This window comes from Paenibacillus sp. V4I3 (assembly GCF_030817215.1).
Classification (GTDB): domain Bacteria; phylum Bacillota; class Bacilli; order Paenibacillales; family NBRC-103111; genus Paenibacillus_E.
Window position 1 is genome coordinate 1,910,899 of sequence record NZ_JAUSZA010000001.1, and the last position, 17,353, is coordinate 1,928,251.

16 protein-coding genes are annotated in these 17,353 nt (G+C 47.6%); 14 read left to right on the top strand and 2 right to left on the bottom strand.

Going from position 1 to position 17,353, the window contains the following annotated elements:
• Window positions 1–99 precede the first annotated feature (99 nt).
• The 13 genes from QFZ77_RS08895 to QFZ77_RS08955 all read left to right on the top strand — a co-directional run bounded on the left by QFZ77_RS08895 (window position 100) and on the right by QFZ77_RS08955 (window position 14,099).
• Window positions 100–786 carry an MgtC/SapB family protein gene (locus QFZ77_RS08895; RefSeq protein WP_373462576.1) on the top strand — a complete coding sequence of 229 codons (687 nt, stop codon included), beginning with the start codon at window positions 100–102 and terminating at the stop codon, window positions 784–786.
• Between the two features lie 217 nt (window positions 787–1,003).
• A complete protein-coding gene (locus QFZ77_RS08900) occupies window positions 1,004–1,888 on the top strand; it encodes a TrmB family transcriptional regulator (RefSeq protein WP_307438598.1) in 885 nt (294 codons plus the stop codon).
• Window positions 1,885–2,556: an HD domain-containing protein gene (locus QFZ77_RS08905; RefSeq protein ID WP_307438600.1), complete on the top strand. Its 672-nt coding sequence runs from the start codon at window positions 1,885–1,887 to the stop codon at window positions 2,554–2,556. Before QFZ77_RS08900 ends, QFZ77_RS08905 begins: the two co-directional genes overlap by 4 nt.
• Before the next feature lie 661 nt (window positions 2,557–3,217).
• Window positions 3,218–4,471, top strand: coding sequence for a DUF445 domain-containing protein (locus QFZ77_RS08910; RefSeq protein ID WP_307438601.1), 1,254 nt, complete (start codon window positions 3,218–3,220; stop codon window positions 4,469–4,471).
• Between the two features lie 40 nt (window positions 4,472–4,511).
• Window positions 4,512–5,351 carry an ABC transporter ATP-binding protein gene (locus tag QFZ77_RS08915; protein ID WP_057302509.1) on the top strand — a complete coding sequence of 280 codons (840 nt, stop codon included), beginning with the start codon at window positions 4,512–4,514 and terminating at the stop codon, window positions 5,349–5,351.
• Window positions 5,284–6,048 (top strand): ABC transporter permease, encoded by a 765-nt coding sequence (locus QFZ77_RS08920; RefSeq protein WP_307438605.1) that lies wholly within the window; start codon window positions 5,284–5,286, stop codon window positions 6,046–6,048. Before QFZ77_RS08915 ends, QFZ77_RS08920 begins: the two co-directional genes overlap by 68 nt.
• Before the next feature lie 16 nt (window positions 6,049–6,064).
• Complete coding sequence (locus tag QFZ77_RS08925) at window positions 6,065–7,090, top strand: ABC transporter substrate-binding protein (RefSeq protein ID WP_307438607.1); 1,026 nt, start codon at window positions 6,065–6,067, stop codon at window positions 7,088–7,090.
• 275 nt (window positions 7,091–7,365) lie between these two features.
• The gene (locus tag QFZ77_RS08930) at window positions 7,366–8,325 is read left to right on the top strand and encodes an ABC transporter permease (RefSeq protein WP_307438608.1); all 960 of its coding nucleotides are present in this window, start codon (window positions 7,366–7,368) and stop codon (window positions 8,323–8,325) included.
• Window positions 8,326–8,409: 84 nt separating this feature from the next.
• Window positions 8,410–10,140, top strand: coding sequence for an extracellular solute-binding protein (locus QFZ77_RS08935; protein WP_307438611.1), 1,731 nt, complete (start codon window positions 8,410–8,412; stop codon window positions 10,138–10,140).
• A 76-nt stretch (window positions 10,141–10,216) separates the two neighbouring features.
• On the top strand, window positions 10,217–11,128 hold the full coding sequence (locus tag QFZ77_RS08940; RefSeq protein ID WP_307438613.1) for a carbohydrate ABC transporter permease: 912 nt from the start codon (window positions 10,217–10,219) through the stop codon (window positions 11,126–11,128).
• Window positions 11,129–11,151: 23 nt separating this feature from the next.
• Window positions 11,152–12,039: a CehA/McbA family metallohydrolase domain-containing protein gene (locus QFZ77_RS08945; RefSeq protein WP_307438614.1), complete on the top strand. Its 888-nt coding sequence runs from the start codon at window positions 11,152–11,154 to the stop codon at window positions 12,037–12,039.
• Between the two features lie 43 nt (window positions 12,040–12,082).
• Window positions 12,083–13,102, top strand: a complete 1,020-nt coding sequence (locus tag QFZ77_RS08950; protein WP_307438616.1) for a LacI family DNA-binding transcriptional regulator — start codon at window positions 12,083–12,085, stop codon at window positions 13,100–13,102.
• A gap of 31 nt (window positions 13,103–13,133) precedes the next feature.
• On the top strand, window positions 13,134–14,099 hold the full coding sequence (locus QFZ77_RS08955) for a carbohydrate kinase family protein (protein WP_307438618.1): 966 nt from the start codon (window positions 13,134–13,136) through the stop codon (window positions 14,097–14,099).
• A 217-nt stretch (window positions 14,100–14,316) separates the two neighbouring features.
• Here the strand turns inward: QFZ77_RS08955 and QFZ77_RS08960 are convergent, their stop codons facing one another.
• Both QFZ77_RS08960 and QFZ77_RS08965 read right to left on the bottom strand, forming a co-directional pair.
• Entirely contained in the window at window positions 14,317–14,769 is a 453-nt protein-coding gene (locus QFZ77_RS08960) for a bactofilin family protein (RefSeq protein ID WP_307438620.1), read from the bottom strand.
• Window positions 14,769–15,779 carry a M23 family metallopeptidase gene (locus tag QFZ77_RS08965; protein WP_307438622.1) on the bottom strand — a complete coding sequence of 337 codons (1,011 nt, stop codon included), beginning with the start codon at window positions 15,777–15,779 and terminating at the stop codon, window positions 14,769–14,771. The genes QFZ77_RS08960 and QFZ77_RS08965 overlap by 1 nt, the downstream gene beginning before the upstream one ends.
• 255 nt (window positions 15,780–16,034) lie before the next feature.
• Between QFZ77_RS08965 and QFZ77_RS08970 the strand changes: the two genes are divergently transcribed.
• The gene (locus tag QFZ77_RS08970) at window positions 16,035–17,231 is read left to right on the top strand and encodes a WD40/YVTN/BNR-like repeat-containing protein (RefSeq protein WP_307438623.1); all 1,197 of its coding nucleotides are present in this window, start codon (window positions 16,035–16,037) and stop codon (window positions 17,229–17,231) included.
• The last annotated feature ends 122 nt before the right edge of the window (window positions 17,232–17,353 follow it).

Sequence of the window (17,353 nt, forward strand, 5' to 3'; positions counted from 1 at the left end):
ATCGTCTATAAGATGATGTAGTAATTAACAAATGGTCATTTACTCCATTGTAATGTTAAGATATTGTAAAGGTAATTTACACAGAGGAGAAAACTTACAATGATACTTTCCGTGGATTGGCACATTTTAATGAAATTAGGGATCTCAGCTATATTTGGTCTCATTATTGGCCTGGAACGAGAAATCAGGAATAAGCCGCTCGGACTCAAGACTTCTTTAGTCATTTGCTTAAGCAGCTGCTTGCTGACGATCGTGTCCATCGAATCGGCCAATAAATACGCCGTCATGGGACTGCACGTGATGGACCCCATGCGTCTAGCTGCGCAAGTCGTTAGTGGAATCGGTTTTCTTGGGGCTGGGGTCATCCTTCGCAAACACAATGATGTCATTATCGGATTAACGACAGCTGCAATGATCTGGGGGGCGGCCGGACTTGGGATTGCGGTTGGGGCAGGCTTCTTTGTAGAAGCATTTTTTGGACTCCTACTTATCATGATTAGCGTCGTAGTTTTGCCTTATTATATTAAGAAAATGGGTCCAAGACCGCTGATTATGAAAGACCTGCGCGTGAGGCTCGTCGTCTCCCATGACGGCAACTTAACGACGATTATCAAAGCGATCATTGCTAAAGGCTACAAGATGAAAAGCGTACATATTAAAGAGCTGAACCAGGAGCAGCAAGAGCTGAATTTCATCGTGTATATTGATAGGAAATATGCTTCGGAAGTGTATGATGAGTTGAAAAGTATGGATTATATTGAGATTGCAGAAGTTGAGACTTTGTAGGGGGCAAAAGAAGTAATAGGATCGGATTGTGGTTTCTGACGCAATCCGGTCCTTTTTATAATTAGCTCGAAGTACCTGATGAAGCAGCACATCTTGCACCGAGTTCAGCTAATGCACTGGAAAGGGAGCAGAAGTCTATACAACTTGAAGTGGAAAATCATGTTACAATATTGATCAAGAAATCATAACGGGTTAATGAATGAAAAGGGGCGCTGGCATGGAGGATGTTCATCTGCATTTAAAAAATCTTGGCTTCACAGACCTTGAAGCCAAGTGCCTGCACGTGCTCGCCGAAAGCGGCACGCAGACGGGCTACGAAATCGCCAAGCAGCTTGGCGTTTCGCGCTCGAATGTCTACTCCGCGCTGCAGAAGCTCGCGGAGAAGGGGGCTGTGCTCACTAGTCACGGTGAGCCCACGCATTATCAGAGCGTGCCGATCGAAGAGATCGGCGAGCGAATTGAAGCGGAGCTGCAAGCCTCGATCCGCTACGTGAAAGCGCACATGCCGAAGCAGGATGCGCACCGCTCGGAGTACTTCAGCTTGGAGGGAGACGCGAAGGTCATCGAGCGTATACGAACTGAGCTGAAAAAGGCGAAGGAAGAAGCGCTCTGTGAGCTATGGTCGGAAGAAGCGCAGCTTCTGAAGGAAGTTCTTCGTCAAGTGCCAGCGCAAGGCGTGCGCTTGCTGGTTTCGACGATTGGCGAAGCGGAGCTGCCAAGCGGGGTTCATCAATTCCAGCACGGACGCGAAGAGGGTTGGCAGAAACGCAATGGGCGGAAATTTACGCTGCTGATCGACCGTAAGCTGGCAATTGTTGGCACGCGAGGCGGCGAGGAGCCGGCTCTGGCGATGATGACGGAGCATCCAGCGATGGTCGAGCTGCTGCTGAACAATTTTTTTCGTGATGTGGTGATCCACGAGCTGCAGCAGGATATGGGCGCAAAGCTAGAAGATAAATATGGCAAGAACTTCAAAAAAATTATTCAGAAGTACACCGAGGTAAAGGTAATGGATCCCCAACCGGCGGGTGTAGGGAAGTCGCTGGAAGGCAAGTCTAGTGAAGGAAAGTCTGCCGAAGGAAAAAGGAGAAAGAAGAAATGACGCAGCATGACGGGGAACAAACGAAGATAGAGGGAATTCTACTCGCAGCGGAAGCGCTCGTGAAGGAGAAGCTGGAGCGCGATAGCAGCGGCCACGACTGGTGGCACATTTATCGTGTCGTGCAGACGACGAAGCGTATTGCTGCCCAGGAGGGCGCTGACGGATTCGTCTGCGAGCTTGCGGCGCTGCTTCACGACGTCGTCGACGAGAAGCTGAACGCCGATCCAGCCGCTGCGCAGCGCGAGCTTGCGGCGTGGCTCGCTGCCAGCGGCACACCAGCGGAGCAAGTGCAGCACGTGCTGGAGATCATCAGCACGATGTCGTTCAAGGGCGGTGCGCGTCCACCTATGCGCACGCTGGAAGGCCAAGTCGTGCAGGATGCCGACCGGTTGGATGCGATAGGCGCGGTAGGCATCTCGCGCGTATTCGCTTATTCGGGCTGGAAAGGCCGCCCGATTCACGATCCTACCGTCATGGCTCGTGAGCATATGACGGAGGCGGAGTATCGCGCGGGGAAAGATACCGCGATTAATCACTTCTACGAGAAGCTCCTGAAATTGAAGGAGCTTATGAACACAGACTACGCCCGGCAGCTGGCAGAGGAGCGGCACCGCTTCATGGAGCAGTACCTCGAACAATTTTACGCGGAGTGGGAAGGCGAGCGATAGCAAACGAAAAAGAGCCAATGATGGCTCTTTTTTTGGTGAGATAGGCTGGTCTTTTCGCTTTTGCAGATAAGAATGTTGTACAGCATACAACATTTTTTAGGATTTCATGGTTCCAAATGAAAATTGTTGTACGCTGTACAACAATTTGTTCTAATTTGCTTCAAAGATGCTCGATTTGAGGGGGATTGTTGCACTTTGTACAACTCCGGAGAGGATATCCACACCTTAAGGGGCACATTGTTGTATAAAGTACAACTTCGCTTCTCTTTCAGTTATATGCGCAGCTTATCTTGCTACTATTCGTACCGTTGCCCAGCCCGATTGCTGATCTCGCAAATCACTTACCCTAGCCCAATCAAACCGTCCCACTCATTCCCAAAGCTATCACTCAAAAGACGGCTTCGTCAGCGGACAATTCGGCAGCCCAGAATCTCCCCATTATATTCCGCCAGCATACGCAGGAAATAGCACGTTTCGGGTAAATGATGCTCAAGGAACCAAAGTGTCAACCGGCTACGCAGGCTCATGGAACTTTATACATTTATTAAGTATCAACGAACTATATTCAACAAAAAAAGGGTCAAGATCAGTTTTCGTCGCATTTTGTGATAAAATAGAAGGAATGATTAATTAACTTCGAGCAGAAAGAGATGTTATGACAATGAAAAGAGAAGCAAAGTATATAGCGACGGTTTCCTTAGGGGTTATGGGAGCAGGCTTTCTGGCCACGCTGCCCACACCGGTTTCATCAACAATATGGGGAACCTTTTTGCAGGGTGGTTTTGAGGCTGGAGTTGTAGGCGGCTTGGCTGACTGGTTTGCGGTTAGTGCCCTGTTCCGTCACCCTCTTGGCATTCCGATTCCACATACGGCCTTATTACCGAAGAATCGTGAGAAGATTACGAAAGCGCTCGTTTCAACGGTTGAAAATGAACTGCTTTCCAAGGAAACGATTCGTACTCGCTTGCAGCAAATCCGTTTCTTAGAGCGTGGGCTTGAATTAGCGGAAACTCATTTGGACAACGAAGCCCTTCACAAAGGTCTCTCGACACTAGCCAAACAGGCTCTTAACGCGATTGATCTGAACAAATTGACGCCGCTATTAGCGGAGGAAATTCATAAAGCCCTCCAAGACTTAGATACGAGTCGACTCGTTCGTACGATTGTAGACAGCATTGCCCACGGCGGTTATGACGGCAAAACGTTTGATTTTGTTATTGATAAAGTGGAAGCATGGGCCATTAAGGCGGATACGCGCGATCAGCTGGGCGCTATGGCGCTCAAAGCGTTCGAGGGTCTGCAATCGAATGGCTTCATGGCATTTGCCGTTAATGCGTTCATCGGTATGGTGAATGAAGAGAAGATCGGGGGTATTATCCAGAACTTCGTTCTTTCCTACATCGAGCAAATGCGAACGAAAAATCATCCGCGAAGAGAAGCGGTTCTTACTTTTATTCGGAATGAGCTGAACAAGCTTGAGCGGAATCCACAGCTTTTGGCTGAGCTAGAAGGTTTGAAAGCGAAGCTGCCGGGCCTATTTGATCTCGATGAGAAATTATCGGGGCTGTTAGAGCGGTTGAAGGCGAAGGCAGAGGATTTCGTGGATCAGCCCGATTTTGTGCCTCAGCATGTGGTTCCGGTGGTTCGTAAAATGCTGATTTCGGTGAAGGAAAACGAGGATATGCTGCAGCGCGGCGAGAGCTGGATTCAAGAGCAAATCGCTGCTTATTTGGAGCAAAATCACAGCAAAATCGGTCTGCTCGTCAAAGAAAATCTGGATAAGCTGACTAATGATAAGCTGACCCAGTTGATGGAAGATAAGCTCGGCAATGATTTGCAGTGGATTCGTGTCAACGGTGCGATATGCGGATTTATCATCGGACTTGGCTTGGCAGGGTTAAAAATGCTGTTTTAGGTGAAAAACGACGGGACATGCCCGAGTGGAGGTAGGCATTTTGATCGAGATTAAAGGAGTTAGTAAGACGTTTGTTCAGCGATTAGGCGGCAGCTATCAGGCGCTGGATAATATCACTTTAACGATTGAAAAAGGGGAGTTCGTCTCCCTGCTGGGCCCGTCTGGATGCGGGAAATCGACTGTGCTGAATTTGGTCGCAGGCTTCGATACGCAGAGTGATGGCGTTATTCAGGTGAATGGGAAAAAGGTGACCGGCGCTGGCGCGGACCGTGTCGTCGTGTTCCAAGAGCATGGTCTATTCCCATGGTTGACGGTACTGGACAATGTAGCCTTCGGACTCAAGCAGAAGGGTATTGGAAAAAAAGAGCGTTACGAGCTGGCGATGGAACAGATCAAAGCTGTGCATCTCAGCCGTTTTACCGATCGTTATCCGCATGAGCTTTCGGGCGGGATGAAGCAGCGGGCCGCAATCGCCCGGGCGCTTGCCATGGACCCAGAGATTTTGTTGATGGACGAGCCGTTCGCCGCTTTGGATGAGCAAACGCGCCTTATTTTGCATAAAGAACTGGAAGAAATCTGGATGCGTACACGCAAAACGATCCTCTTCATTACCCATAACATTCGTGAAGCCGTGATCCTCTCGGATCGTGTATTCGTGATGTCCACGCGTCCCGGGACTATTAAGAAGGAGTTCGCCGTGAAAGCGGCGAGACCTCGGGATAGCGCAGACACCGTGCTCCATCATGTGGAGAATTCGATCATGGACGCGCTGGCAGACGAGCTGGAGAAAGTGGTAAGGGAGGAGACTGGCGATGAGTACAGCATCAAGAAGAACGATTTTTCTGGTACTGCTTCTGATAGCTTGGGAGGCGGGATTTAGATTATTCGGATGGGGATGGAAGTTCCCTTCGCCCACCCAAACCTTGCAAGCCTTCTACGATGGGTTGGTGCATGGAGAACTGCTCCAAGCGACAATTGCGAGTATGGCGAGGTTGTTGGTTTCCTTTGCTTTGTCTTTGCTAATTGGTACAACCCTTGGGTTCCTATTCGCACGCTACCGAATGCTGGATGATACGATTGGATTTCTGGTAGTTTCTTTGCAGACCATTCCGAGTATTGCTTGGCTGCCTTTTGCTATTATTTGGTTTGGTCTTAACGAATCTTCCGTTATTTTCATTACGACACTCGGAGCAACCTGGACGATGGCATTGGCCAGCCGTACCGGGATCAAAAACATCCCCCCTATTTATTTGCGCGCCGCGCAGACGATGGGAACGGGCAATGGGTTTAATCTATTCGTGCAGGTCATGATTCCTGCCGCTTTCCCGCATTTGATCAATGGTGTACGCACGGCTTGGGCTTTCGCATGGCGCGCGCTTGTTGCCGGTGAGCTCATTGCCAAAGGGGCTGGACTTGGTCAGCTTTTGCAGGACGGAAGAAATCTGGGCGATACATCACTGATGCTGTGCATTGTCATTATTATCGCGGTACTGGGCACGGTATCTGATCACTTCTGCTTTAAGAAACTCGAAGATAAAGTGCTAGAGCGATATGGCCTCGCTGGCTCGAAGTCTTGAGTAGGGGGCGGGTCGGATGAGAAAACGTGCATGGCTGTTGTTGCTGCTTCTAGTCGTGGTTTCGATGGTGAGTGCTTGCGGTGAGAAGCTGACTCCTACAGGCAAAGCTCAGGTGGTACGAGTTGGCGTATTCAAAAATGTCACACATGCCGCAGCCTACATCGCGCTCGAAAAAGGTTATTTCGCCCGGGAGTGGGGCAACGAAGTTAAGATTGAGGTCACAGCCTTCGATAACGGCTCTGACCTATCCATCGCTATGGCGACAGGGGATATCGATGTAGGATTCGTCGGCCCTGGGCCTGCGACAACTTTCTTTTTGAAAAGTGGGAATTACCGGGTCGTATCCGGTTCGAATAATGGCGGCGCGGTGCTTGTGGCCCGGAATGGCACAGGAATTAATAGCGTTAAAGATTTAGTAGATAAAACGATCGCGATCCCGTCCAAAGGAAACACGAACGAAATCTCGCTGCGCATGCTGCTGCAGCAAGAAGGTGTGAGCTTGGGCAGAAGTGCTGAGAGTGCGCACCTTATTGTGCGCTCACCGTCGGATGCGCTGATCTCCTTCCGCCAGAAGGAGATCGATGCGACGCTCGTCCCCGAGCCATGGGGGACACAGATCGAGAAGGCCGGACTTGGCAAAGTCGTCGTAGATTGGAAGGCGATCCCGCCGAACAATGGCGATTATCCGACGGTCATCATGGTCGCGAGCGACAAGTTCATTGCGCGGCACCGGGATATGGTGAAGGGCGCGATCAAGGCGAATAGGGATGGCATCGCGTTCATCCAGAACAGTCCCGAGCAAGCCTATGATCTCATCAACAACCAGCTGAAACAATACAGCGGTAAAGGGATGGACAAAGGCTTAATCAAAGCCTCGCTGAGCCGTTTGAAACTCACCACAGACGTTGACGTCAAGGTGATGGAGGAGATGGCGAAGGTATCCATCGATGCTCGCTATATTAAGGGCATTAACAAAGAGGAGCTCAACCTTAGTACATTCGTCGATTTGTCGATGCTCGAAGAAGTAAAGAATGGGAAGTAAGGGAAGAAGCCTGTTTCTATCCGAATTTTGGATGGAAGCTGGCTTCTTTTCTGTCCTTCAAGGTGTAGAATTAATTTTACAGAAAATTTAAAAATAGGAGCCCAAAAAAGTATTGTCAAACGAAACCAATGCCATTATACTGGAAATAGTTTCAATATGAAAGCGATTCCAGAAAACGCTTACTTGTGTAATTTTTATCTCGATTCTTTTATTTTATGTAATATGGAATCGATACCAGACGAGTTTGCAGAAGCCCATAGGAAGGTGGTCATAACATGGAAACGAATCTGCCGCAAGCTAGAGTTGGCGCTGCGGTGAAGAAGAAAAATGCTGATCTGGGGAAAAGAATATTACAACACAAGCATTTATATCTCATGCTCCTTCCCTGTATTGTATTCTTCGTTATTTTTTCGTATATCCCGATGGGTGGACTCATGCTAGCCTTTAAGAACTACCAGTTTAACAAGGGAATCCTTGGCAGTCCTTGGGTCGGCTTAACGTATTTCAAAGCTTTTTTTAACGATTATCAAAGCGGGAAGTTGATTAAAAACACACTTATTATCAGCAGTATTAAAGTATTTTTGGGGCTGCCTTTTCCGATTCTGCTTGCGTTGATGTTCAATGAAGTCAGAAGCCGAAGATTTCGCGGAATCACACAGAGCATATCCTATTTGCCGCATTTTCTTTCCTGGGTTATCGTCATTGGCCTTATGCAGCGGGTTCTTGCTCCCGAGACAGGGCTGCTGAACGAGGCGATCCGATTCTTCGGCGGAGACGGAAGCACTTTTTTCATGATGGAGAGCAAGTACTTTTATCCACTCATGTTTGGAAGCCATATTTGGCAAAGTATAGGATGGGATTCCATCATTTATTTGGCCGCTATTGCCAGCATTAATCCTGAGCTGCATGAAGCCGCTAAGATTGATGGCGCTAATAAATGGCATGAAATCTGGCACGTTACCTTGCCGGGCATTCGGTTAACGATTTCGATCCTGTTTATTTTGTCGCTGGGCAGCATTCTGCAAGCGGGATTTGATCAAATTTATCTGATGAGAACACCCGGGAATATGGAGTTAGCTGATATTCTTGACACCTATATCATTCGTGTAGGCCTTCAAAATGGACAATACGGCTATGCGACTGCTGTTGGTTTAATGCAGGGTGTTATTGGACTGATTCTTGTCGTAACTGCCAATCGAGCTTCCAAAAAGTTTTTTGACGAATCTATATGGTAGCGCTACCATGATTTCCGTTTTTCAACAGTTGAAGGACGCCTTCGGGTGTTATTCATAAAAATTGAAAGATAAGGGGAGTATTGTATGAGCAAAAGATGGGTCAAATGGGTTACCATGCCTTTGGCAGCAAGTTTACTGCTTGCCGGTTGTGAAAGTTCCAGTCAACCAGCAGGTGGAGGGGACAATGCTAGTACAACACCGTCAACCACAGCCAGCAGCGGCAAGCCCGCAACTTGGATTGCAGACAGAACAATCAAGGGGCTTCTGTTTATTGACAGCGATGATATAACCAAAGACATCAATCCGGAGATTGCCAAGAAGCTGAAAGAAATGACAGGGATTACTTTGCAAATGGAAGGTGTAAACTCGGAGCACGCGATTGACGGCCTTATTGCAGGGCTCGCTTCTAACGACTTGCCTGACTTCATCGTTTATTATCTCAATAACAGTGGACGCAAAGAAATGCCAGTCATTCTGAAAGCTGCCAAAGAAAACATGTTCACTGACCTGACTCCTCTTATAAAAGGCACCAAGATATACAGCAAATATCTGGATGATAAATATTTGCCGCTTGATACGAAGAACGGCGTTATGTTCCGTCCGGAATTTAACGGCTCCAGTTACTTTGTCCATATGAACGTTCAAAGAGAGGGCGGCTACGAAGAACGCAAGTATGTCGGAGGTCCTTTCATACGCAAAGATATTGCCGAAGCGTTGAAGGTTGATCCTCGAACGATTAAAACAACGGATCAAGTATATGAATTGGCACAGAAGATCAAAGACGGGAATTTCAAAGATAAAAACGGAAAAGCGGTTACCCCCCTCGGACCTAGATACTGGGGTAATAGCAATCACGAGAATGGACCCCTGTTCAATGATTTGACCTGGGGAGCGATTGACCAAGGCTTCGAAAAGAACAAGGAAGGTAAAATTGTTCACGAAAGCAAGACAGAATATCCGATGAAGCGTATTGAGTTCGTTCAGAAGCTTTTGAAGGAAAAAATAATGGCTCCAGATTATTACGCGATGCAGGAAAATAAAGCGACTGAAGGAGCTATTAACGGTTCATTTGGCATCATCGGCGATATGCATAGCTATTTGGACTTCAATAAAGATATGAGCTATCTTCCGCTTGGACCTATTAATTCTTTGGATGGAAGCTACCGGATGTCGGTTGACTATAAGAGCGGGTACATGGCCTGGTCGATTCCGAAAACAACGAAAAATCCGCAGGATGTCGTCAAATTTGCCGATTTCCTGGCCAGTCGTGAAGGCAAGCTGCTCTGGCAGTACGGTCTAGAGGGGAGAGACTTTACGCTGGATGCCAAAGGCAATCCGTTGGTCAAGAAAGAAGTGTTGGAGCTTCGGAACAAAGATCCGAAAGCGGCCAAGGAGCTTGGCTTTGAGGGAGTAGGGAATGGCTGGGGAAGCTATCTCGGCAGTACGGATATCAACAGGCTGGGCGATTTCGGCGAAATGCAGTATGGTGATTCTGTTTCACCGGAAGCCAATGCGACACCGCTGAAAATTGCCGAGTACTGGGGCTATGACGAGAAAAAGAAAAACGCAATCATCAACGACGGCTATCGTCCGCTTTCATTTATTAATGAGCTTGCGACAGGGAATGAATTAAAAACAGCCTTAACGAACTACAATGAAAGCGTCATTCGCGCGTTCTATGCCAAGAGCTTGGATGAAGCGCAAAAAATTCTAGATGCATCGAAAAAGCAATTACAGGCAGCTGGCTTGGACAAATTCGAAGAACTGCTTCAGAAGAAGGACAGCGATCCTAAAACGAAGGTTATTCTCAAATAATGAATGGATAGTAGGGAAGCGGGCGCTCCCCCAGGTAACGGCGGGAGCGCACTTCTTAGTCAGGGGTGAGATTAACGTGGGAAATGAATTTTATAAGCTCTCAGCAGGTGAAAAAATATTCAAATTCGTTAATTATGCACTCATTATTCTCCTGTGCCTGTCCATCATATTGCCTTTTCTGAATATATTGGCACTTTCCTTTAACGCAGGTAAGGATGCGGAAAGAGGAGGCATCTATTTCTGGCCCCGCGTATGGACGCTAGAAAATTATCGTGAAGTGTTTACATCGGCTAATATCGGCAAAGCATTTGCCATTTCCATATTTCGTACGGCTCTAGGCACCATTGCAGGCGTGTTTTTATCAGCTATGGCTGCCTATACGCTAAAAAGCAAGACGATGCCGGGCGTGCGATTTTTTACGCTTATGGTCTTTTTTACGATGTTGTTCTCTGGCGGCATTATTCCTTATTATATGCTGCTTAAAAATCTGTATTTGACCAATACAATCTGGGTCTATGTTCTTCCGGGACTATATAGTGCGTGGAATTTGATCATCATGCGGACGTTTTTTCAGCAAATTAGCATCAGTCTGGAGGAATCGGCAAAGCTGGATGGCTGCAGCGACTTTGGTATTTTTATGCGGATTATCATGCCGCTCAGTAAGCCTGTGCTGGCAACTATATCTTTGTTTACAGCTGTGAGTCATTGGAATGATTGGTTCACAGGAGCATTTTTTGTCCGAACCGCGTCGCTTAGACCTTTGTCCACCCTGCTGCAGGAGATGTTAACCAAACAGGATGCAATTCGAGAATCCCTGATGCAGGCTGCCGGTACGACGCAATTTCAAATGCTTGAACGCATGCAGCTTACGGGAGATTCCCTGAAGATGGCGACGATCATCGTAGTTGTGGCACCGATTATTGCTGCCTACCCCTTTATTCAGAAGTATTTTGCCAAGGGTGCGATGATTGGATCGGTCAAAGAATAGACGCCCAAGAGGAGAGGTTGTAAGTGACTTCAATAACAAATCCCTATGACAAACAAGGCATCTGGCTGCGAGGCAGCTTTCATAACCACACGACGAACAGTGATGGGCATCATCCGCTTTGGGCGGTGTACCGCATGTATCATGATTATGACTTTCTAGGCATATCCGATCATGATCTGATTACCGAGCATGAAGGCGAGCACACGATTGGGACCGTATTTGAAGCCATTGAGGTGAGCAGTTCGCAAACGCACATGCTGCTTGTCCACCCTCCGAGATCTCTTATGGATGGATACTCCAATGAATTTTCGATTGCCAATTATCAGAGACTTTCCGATATATGTGTGGAGAACGGCGGCCTGTCTATACTGGCCCATCCGAACCGTTTTTTCTCCCATTATTGGCGGCATGAGGATATGCTCAGTATGCAGCGGTATAATGGCATTGAGGTTGTGAATGGGGATGGAAATCCGGAATACGACATCGCTTTCGATAAATGGGATTACCTATTGTCCGCAGGACGGAGGGTATGGGGCTTCGGAAATGATGACTCACACGTCTACGGGCAGGAGAAACGAGCCTGGAATATGGTGCTCACAGAAGAAAATACGAGTGGAGCTATTCTTACCGCGATTCGTGAGGGCAGCTTTTATGTTTCTACAGGCTATGGCTTTGAAGGAATTCAGGTAGAAGACGGTCAAATTATTTATGATCTTCGGTCAAGCCCATTGTATGATAAAATGTATAAATATGTGACATTGATCGGTAAAGAAGGCCGTATACTTCATGAGGAAACAGGAAGAATGAAACAGGTGAAGTATACGGTCAAAGGCGATGAAGGCTATATCCGCATCGCTGTCTACTTGGAAGGTGGATTCGGGGCGTTCGCTCAGCCGATATTTGTCGAATAACAGAGAAAAATGTTCATGCTGCAAGTAAGGAAGGATGATAATCATGGCGCCAAAAATTAAAGATGTAGCCAAGAAAGCGGGAGTATCCGTAACAACAGTTTCCAGAGTGTTAAACGGAGAAAAATACGTGAAGGACGATCTGAAGGCCAAAGTGAAACGCGTGATTGACGAGCTGGGTTATGCCCCAAGCCATATCGCGAGGAGTTTGGTACGGAAGAAAACGAACCTGATTGGCGTCATTGTTCCCGATCTGACATCCAGCTTCTATTCCACTATTTTGAGCAGTATCGAGGAAACGGCGAGCTTGAATGATTACAACCTACTGGTCTGCAACATTATCGAGGATACGGATAAAGAGCTAAAATATTTGAATGTGTTTAAAGAGATGCGTGTAGACGGCATTATTATTATGCATGAAAAATTAAGCGATGACATTCGCAGTTTTATTAATAAATTGGATATTCCTGTAATTTTTTCGAGTGTAAGACCATTAGATCATAAGTTCGTTTCTGTCATTATTGATGATTACGAGGCGGCCTATGATGCGACCCGTTATCTAATCGAGCTCGGACATGAGCGAATTGCCTTTATTGGCGGGGATATGAGAGACATCACCTCAGGGCAGAACCGTTATGTAGGCTATCGCAATGCACTCAAAGATCAGCGGGTCAGGATTGTGAATGACTATATCCGGTTCGGCGACTATAAGACGCAGAGCGGATACAATCTGATGAAGGAACTGCTTGCCTGTGAGCCTCGTCCTACCGCTTTATTTGCAGTAAGTGACGATATGGCGGTTGGAGCTATGAACTGCATTCATGACCATCAGCTAAAAGTGCCGGAAGATATATCCATCATCGGATTTGATGGAAGCCAACTGACGGAGCTCGTTCGTCCGCGCTTGTCCTCTATGGAGCAGCCTATTCAGGACATGGGGAAAATTACGGTGGATACGCTGATTGAATTAATTTCAGATCCTGCATGCAGTCCGAGGGAAGACTTGATATTGGGACATAGGCTTGTCGTACGCGACAGCTGCAGGGCCTATCAAACTGAGGGATAGACAGAGAACGGAGCGGGAGAGGGAGTGCGTAATGAGCAAATTTGATGCGGTTGTCATCGGCGATGCCAATATTGATTTAGTAGTGGTGGGCTGTAATCAGATTCCTCTGCCAGGGCAGGAAATTTTTGTTGAAGATATGTTGATGCATGTAGGCGGAGGTGCGGCTCTATTCACGATCTCATTAGCCAAGCTAGGGCTGCATGTAGCATTTAATGGTGTTCTTGGAGATGATGGCTACGGTCATTATATTCGGGAACAGTTTGGACAATATGGTATCGATACCAGTCTGATCCGGACTAGCCAAACGAATCGTACAGGCATAACGATAGCAATTAATCCTGAGCAGGATCGTTCTTTTATTACCTATGCAGGATCAAACGCTGAGCTGCAAGTAAGCGATCTGGATTTAGCTCAAGTAGCGTCAGGCAGACATGTCCACGTAACCGGTTATAGAGGACGACGCAACCATAACGAATTCGTCGCTATGGCGAAGAAGTTGAAAGAGATGGGAGTCACACTTTCTTGCGATGTAGGGTGGGATGATACCGGAGAATGGTATTCCGGGGTATTTGAGTTGATGCGTTATGTAGATGTCTTTCTGATGAACGAAACCGAGGCGCACCACTATACGGGCTTCGAACACATAGAAGACAACTTAAGTTATATGTCGGGCTTCTGCAAGCATGTTGTAGTCAAGCTCGGACCCAAAGGAGCCGTAGCGATGAAAGACGGTTTGCAAACATCTCGCCCCGGATTCTCGGTCAAAGCTGTAGATACGACAGGAGCAGGAGATTCGTTTAATGCCGGTTACATGTATGGGTTCTTAACAGGGCTGAATGTCGAGACTTGCCTGTTATATGGCAACGTTTGCGGAGCTATGTCAGTCGAAGCTTATGGCGGCAGCACCGGTACCCCGGATCGGGAAGGGCTGGAAGCTTTTATCAGGCAAAATAAAGAACAGGAACCCGACCTTCTGAAGTGGTATAACGAGGACTAGGTAGGGATATGCGAGGCTTATCCTCTATTCAGCTTGGTGTCAGATATTTTTAGTTGCGATCAGAAAGGGGCATTGACGAATGGCGGACGATCTGAGGTTCCGGGAGGACAGGACTTTTACCATAGTGCAATTCACGGAAACTGGATTGCGTGCAGAACTAATCTATTCGTGAACTTACTAAAAAACAGGGGAACCGCATACGCGGCTCCCCTGTTTTTTAGTTCCCGCCAGAAGCAGCCTGCTGCTCGCTCTTCTGCTGTTTATGTGCTTTGGCATCGATGACTTTGCTGTTTCCGCTGCCTTTTTCATTCACAGCTGCGAGGTTCATCGCACTGCTTCCTTGAAAAATGCCGCCCTCCTGAATAATGAAGGACCGGACATCGATATTGCCAACAAGCACGCCGGAGCTGGTCACGATGAGCTTGCCTTTGGTGTGAATATTGCCCTTCACTTTACCGGCAACGATGACATCGCGTGCCTGGATGTTGGACTGCACAACAGCGTTCTCACCAATGGTGATGTCGCCTGCGCACTCAATGTCGCCGTTCATCTGGCCTTCGATTCGAAGGCTGGCTTCGGACATGATTTTACCCTCACAAATGGTACTGCCCCCGATCAATGTGTCGGTTGTTTTCGTATCAATTCGCTTCGATTTAGAGCTTCCAAGCATTAGGGTTCATCCTTTCTATTGGTAATGAGATAAGGGGAGGGGTCGATCTGGACGCCGTTCTTATGAACTTCATAATGCAGGTGGGAGCCCGTGCTTCGTCCTGTGGAGCCGAGTAGGCCGATCTTTTGACCTTTCGTTACTGATTCTCCGCGTTTGACGAGGATTTTATTCAGATGCATGTACTCCGTTTGTATCCCTCGGGAATGATCGATAATAATATGATTGCCATGTTCGTTGTCAAAGCTGGCTTCTACGACTTTACCTGCAGCAGTGGCATATACGGGGTCATTGATCTCACCATCGAGGTCAAGCCCGGCATGCATGGTCGGTTTAAGCGTAAAAGGATCTCTTCGTATGCCGAAACCTGATGTAATAAGGTGGGTCGTCGTTGGCCAAAGTGTCGGCGTAATGCTGCGTAGACGCTCGGCTTCTACCAACCTGGCTTCGGATTCGCTCAAATTCACAAGAAGGGCGTTAATATCCCCAACTAACGAAAAAAGTCCTTGTTTGGTGCTGCTGACCAAAGAAGTTACTTCTTCCGAAGTAACAGGGACCTCGCTGCCACCGATGTCAGAGCGTACTCCACTCAGAGTTTCTGTACTCTCCATAGAAATCTTTTTGCTTGTCCGGTTTGTTCCTTCTGTCTGGCTCATTAACTGAATGACATGATCAAGTTTCTTAATTTCTTCTAACTTCACCTTAAATTCATTCGCTTGCTGGGATAAGTCAATCAAATTGGTTTGAAGCTGTTCCAGTTCGCTATTTTTAAGTGTAATTTGATTAACCAGTTGGCGTTCTTGTCCATCGAACGTTTGCTGCATGCTGGTTCTCGTTTGATGGGAGTAGATATTCATTAAGTAAATCGTGACAAAAAATCCAATCAACACGAGCAGGATCAAGCTTGGCACAATATATAGACTACTGTGCGGAAGCTTGAATCTTACGGTTCGGCGGTTGGCGCCCGGAATGATCATTAAGGTGAGTTCTTTTTTACCCCAGATGAATTTCAACCGATCCTCTTCCTTTCCGTAACAATGTCCCCCTCCTTGATTCGATTGTATTCGTCAAGAGGATGAGTCATGCCTAATTTATTATTTTGCTAAAATGGGAATGTTGGTAATTCTTGCTTCCAACATAAGCACTTTACGCTATGGGACATACTAAATTTGCCAAAAAGTTTTGTGTCTATGGGCTCAACTTTTCTGAGGAAAGTTACGTCTATAAGGTAGATCGATGAACGATTAGAAGTGAAGGGAGTTATCATCATGTTGAGAAAAACGATTACGTTTTTGGCAATAACGGTATTCGCACTTACAGGGTGTGAATCATCCGGAACCACAAGCGGGACAGTGAATGCTTCAAATTCACCGACGCCTAGTGCAACTATCACACCACAACCGACAGCTGCTGTTGACACGCCAGCTCCAGGTTCGACAGCTGTTCCTAATAAAGGTAATGAAACACCATCGAAGGTATCGATGAACGGGGTAACGGCGGTAAGGCTGGCTGATGCCAAGTCCGGCTGGATCGGCGGTAAAGGTTGGATCGCACGAACAGAGGATGGCGGTGTAAAATGGAAGGTTCAATACGAGGGGACAGGCGACATTAAGCAGCTGTTTGCACTGAATAGTCAAGATGCTTGGGCAGTTGCCTCGGATGAAGGTAAACTGCTAAGTACGAAGGATGGAGGCCAGCACTGGACATCCGTTGGTAAAGTACCGAATCAGGCGTTCCTTCATTTTGTAACGAAGACGGAAGCATTTAGCGGAAATGCACACACCATGGATGGAGGAGTGAAATGGACTTCCTTGTCAGTACCTGAGGGGACGAAGGGGGATGCTTATTTCCATGATAAAAATAATGGATGGGCTGTTAGACAAGTCAAGGATGCTATTGAAGTCCAACGAACACAGGATGGCGGCAAGACATGGAATAAGGTTATGTCCCGTAAAACAGCAGCCTCACTAACCGGTGTTGTTATCCGTTCTGCGGGTGTAAACGATGCGTGGGTTGAGCTAATTGGGGAATCGGGGATGACCCAAACCTCGTATTCGTTGTTTCACACGAAAGACGGCGGGAAAAGCTGGCTGACGGTTCTGGCAAACAGCACCGCCGGAGGTGGACCAGCCCCTGGTTTCCCTTCGGGTGAGAACACGGGGCCGAAGAACACGGGCGCAAAGCCCGGACCTCTCTACGTCGTGAGCCCAGACGTAGCTTATATGGGCGGGCAGTGCCCGAGCTGCGACAAGCCGAACTCCGTCGGGTGGACCAAGGACGGTGGCAAGACATGGGTAAACGGCAAGGAGTCGTTCACAGGCTATGGTGAGCTGCTGTTGGCTATGGCAGATGCGAATCAAGGGTGGCTCATCACGAATGACAATGAGCAGCCAAGCGTGATGTACACCACCGCTAGCGGTGGTGTTAGTTGGAACAAGGTGCATACGTTTGATGCACTGAAATAACGAAGAAGCCTTTCCGGAAGCAGAGCACTGCTGACGGAAAGGCTTCTTTGCTGTCTAATCACCCATGAAATTCCATCCTCTATACCCCCTGACCTTGTCATCGGCCGTAGAATTGTATAGGT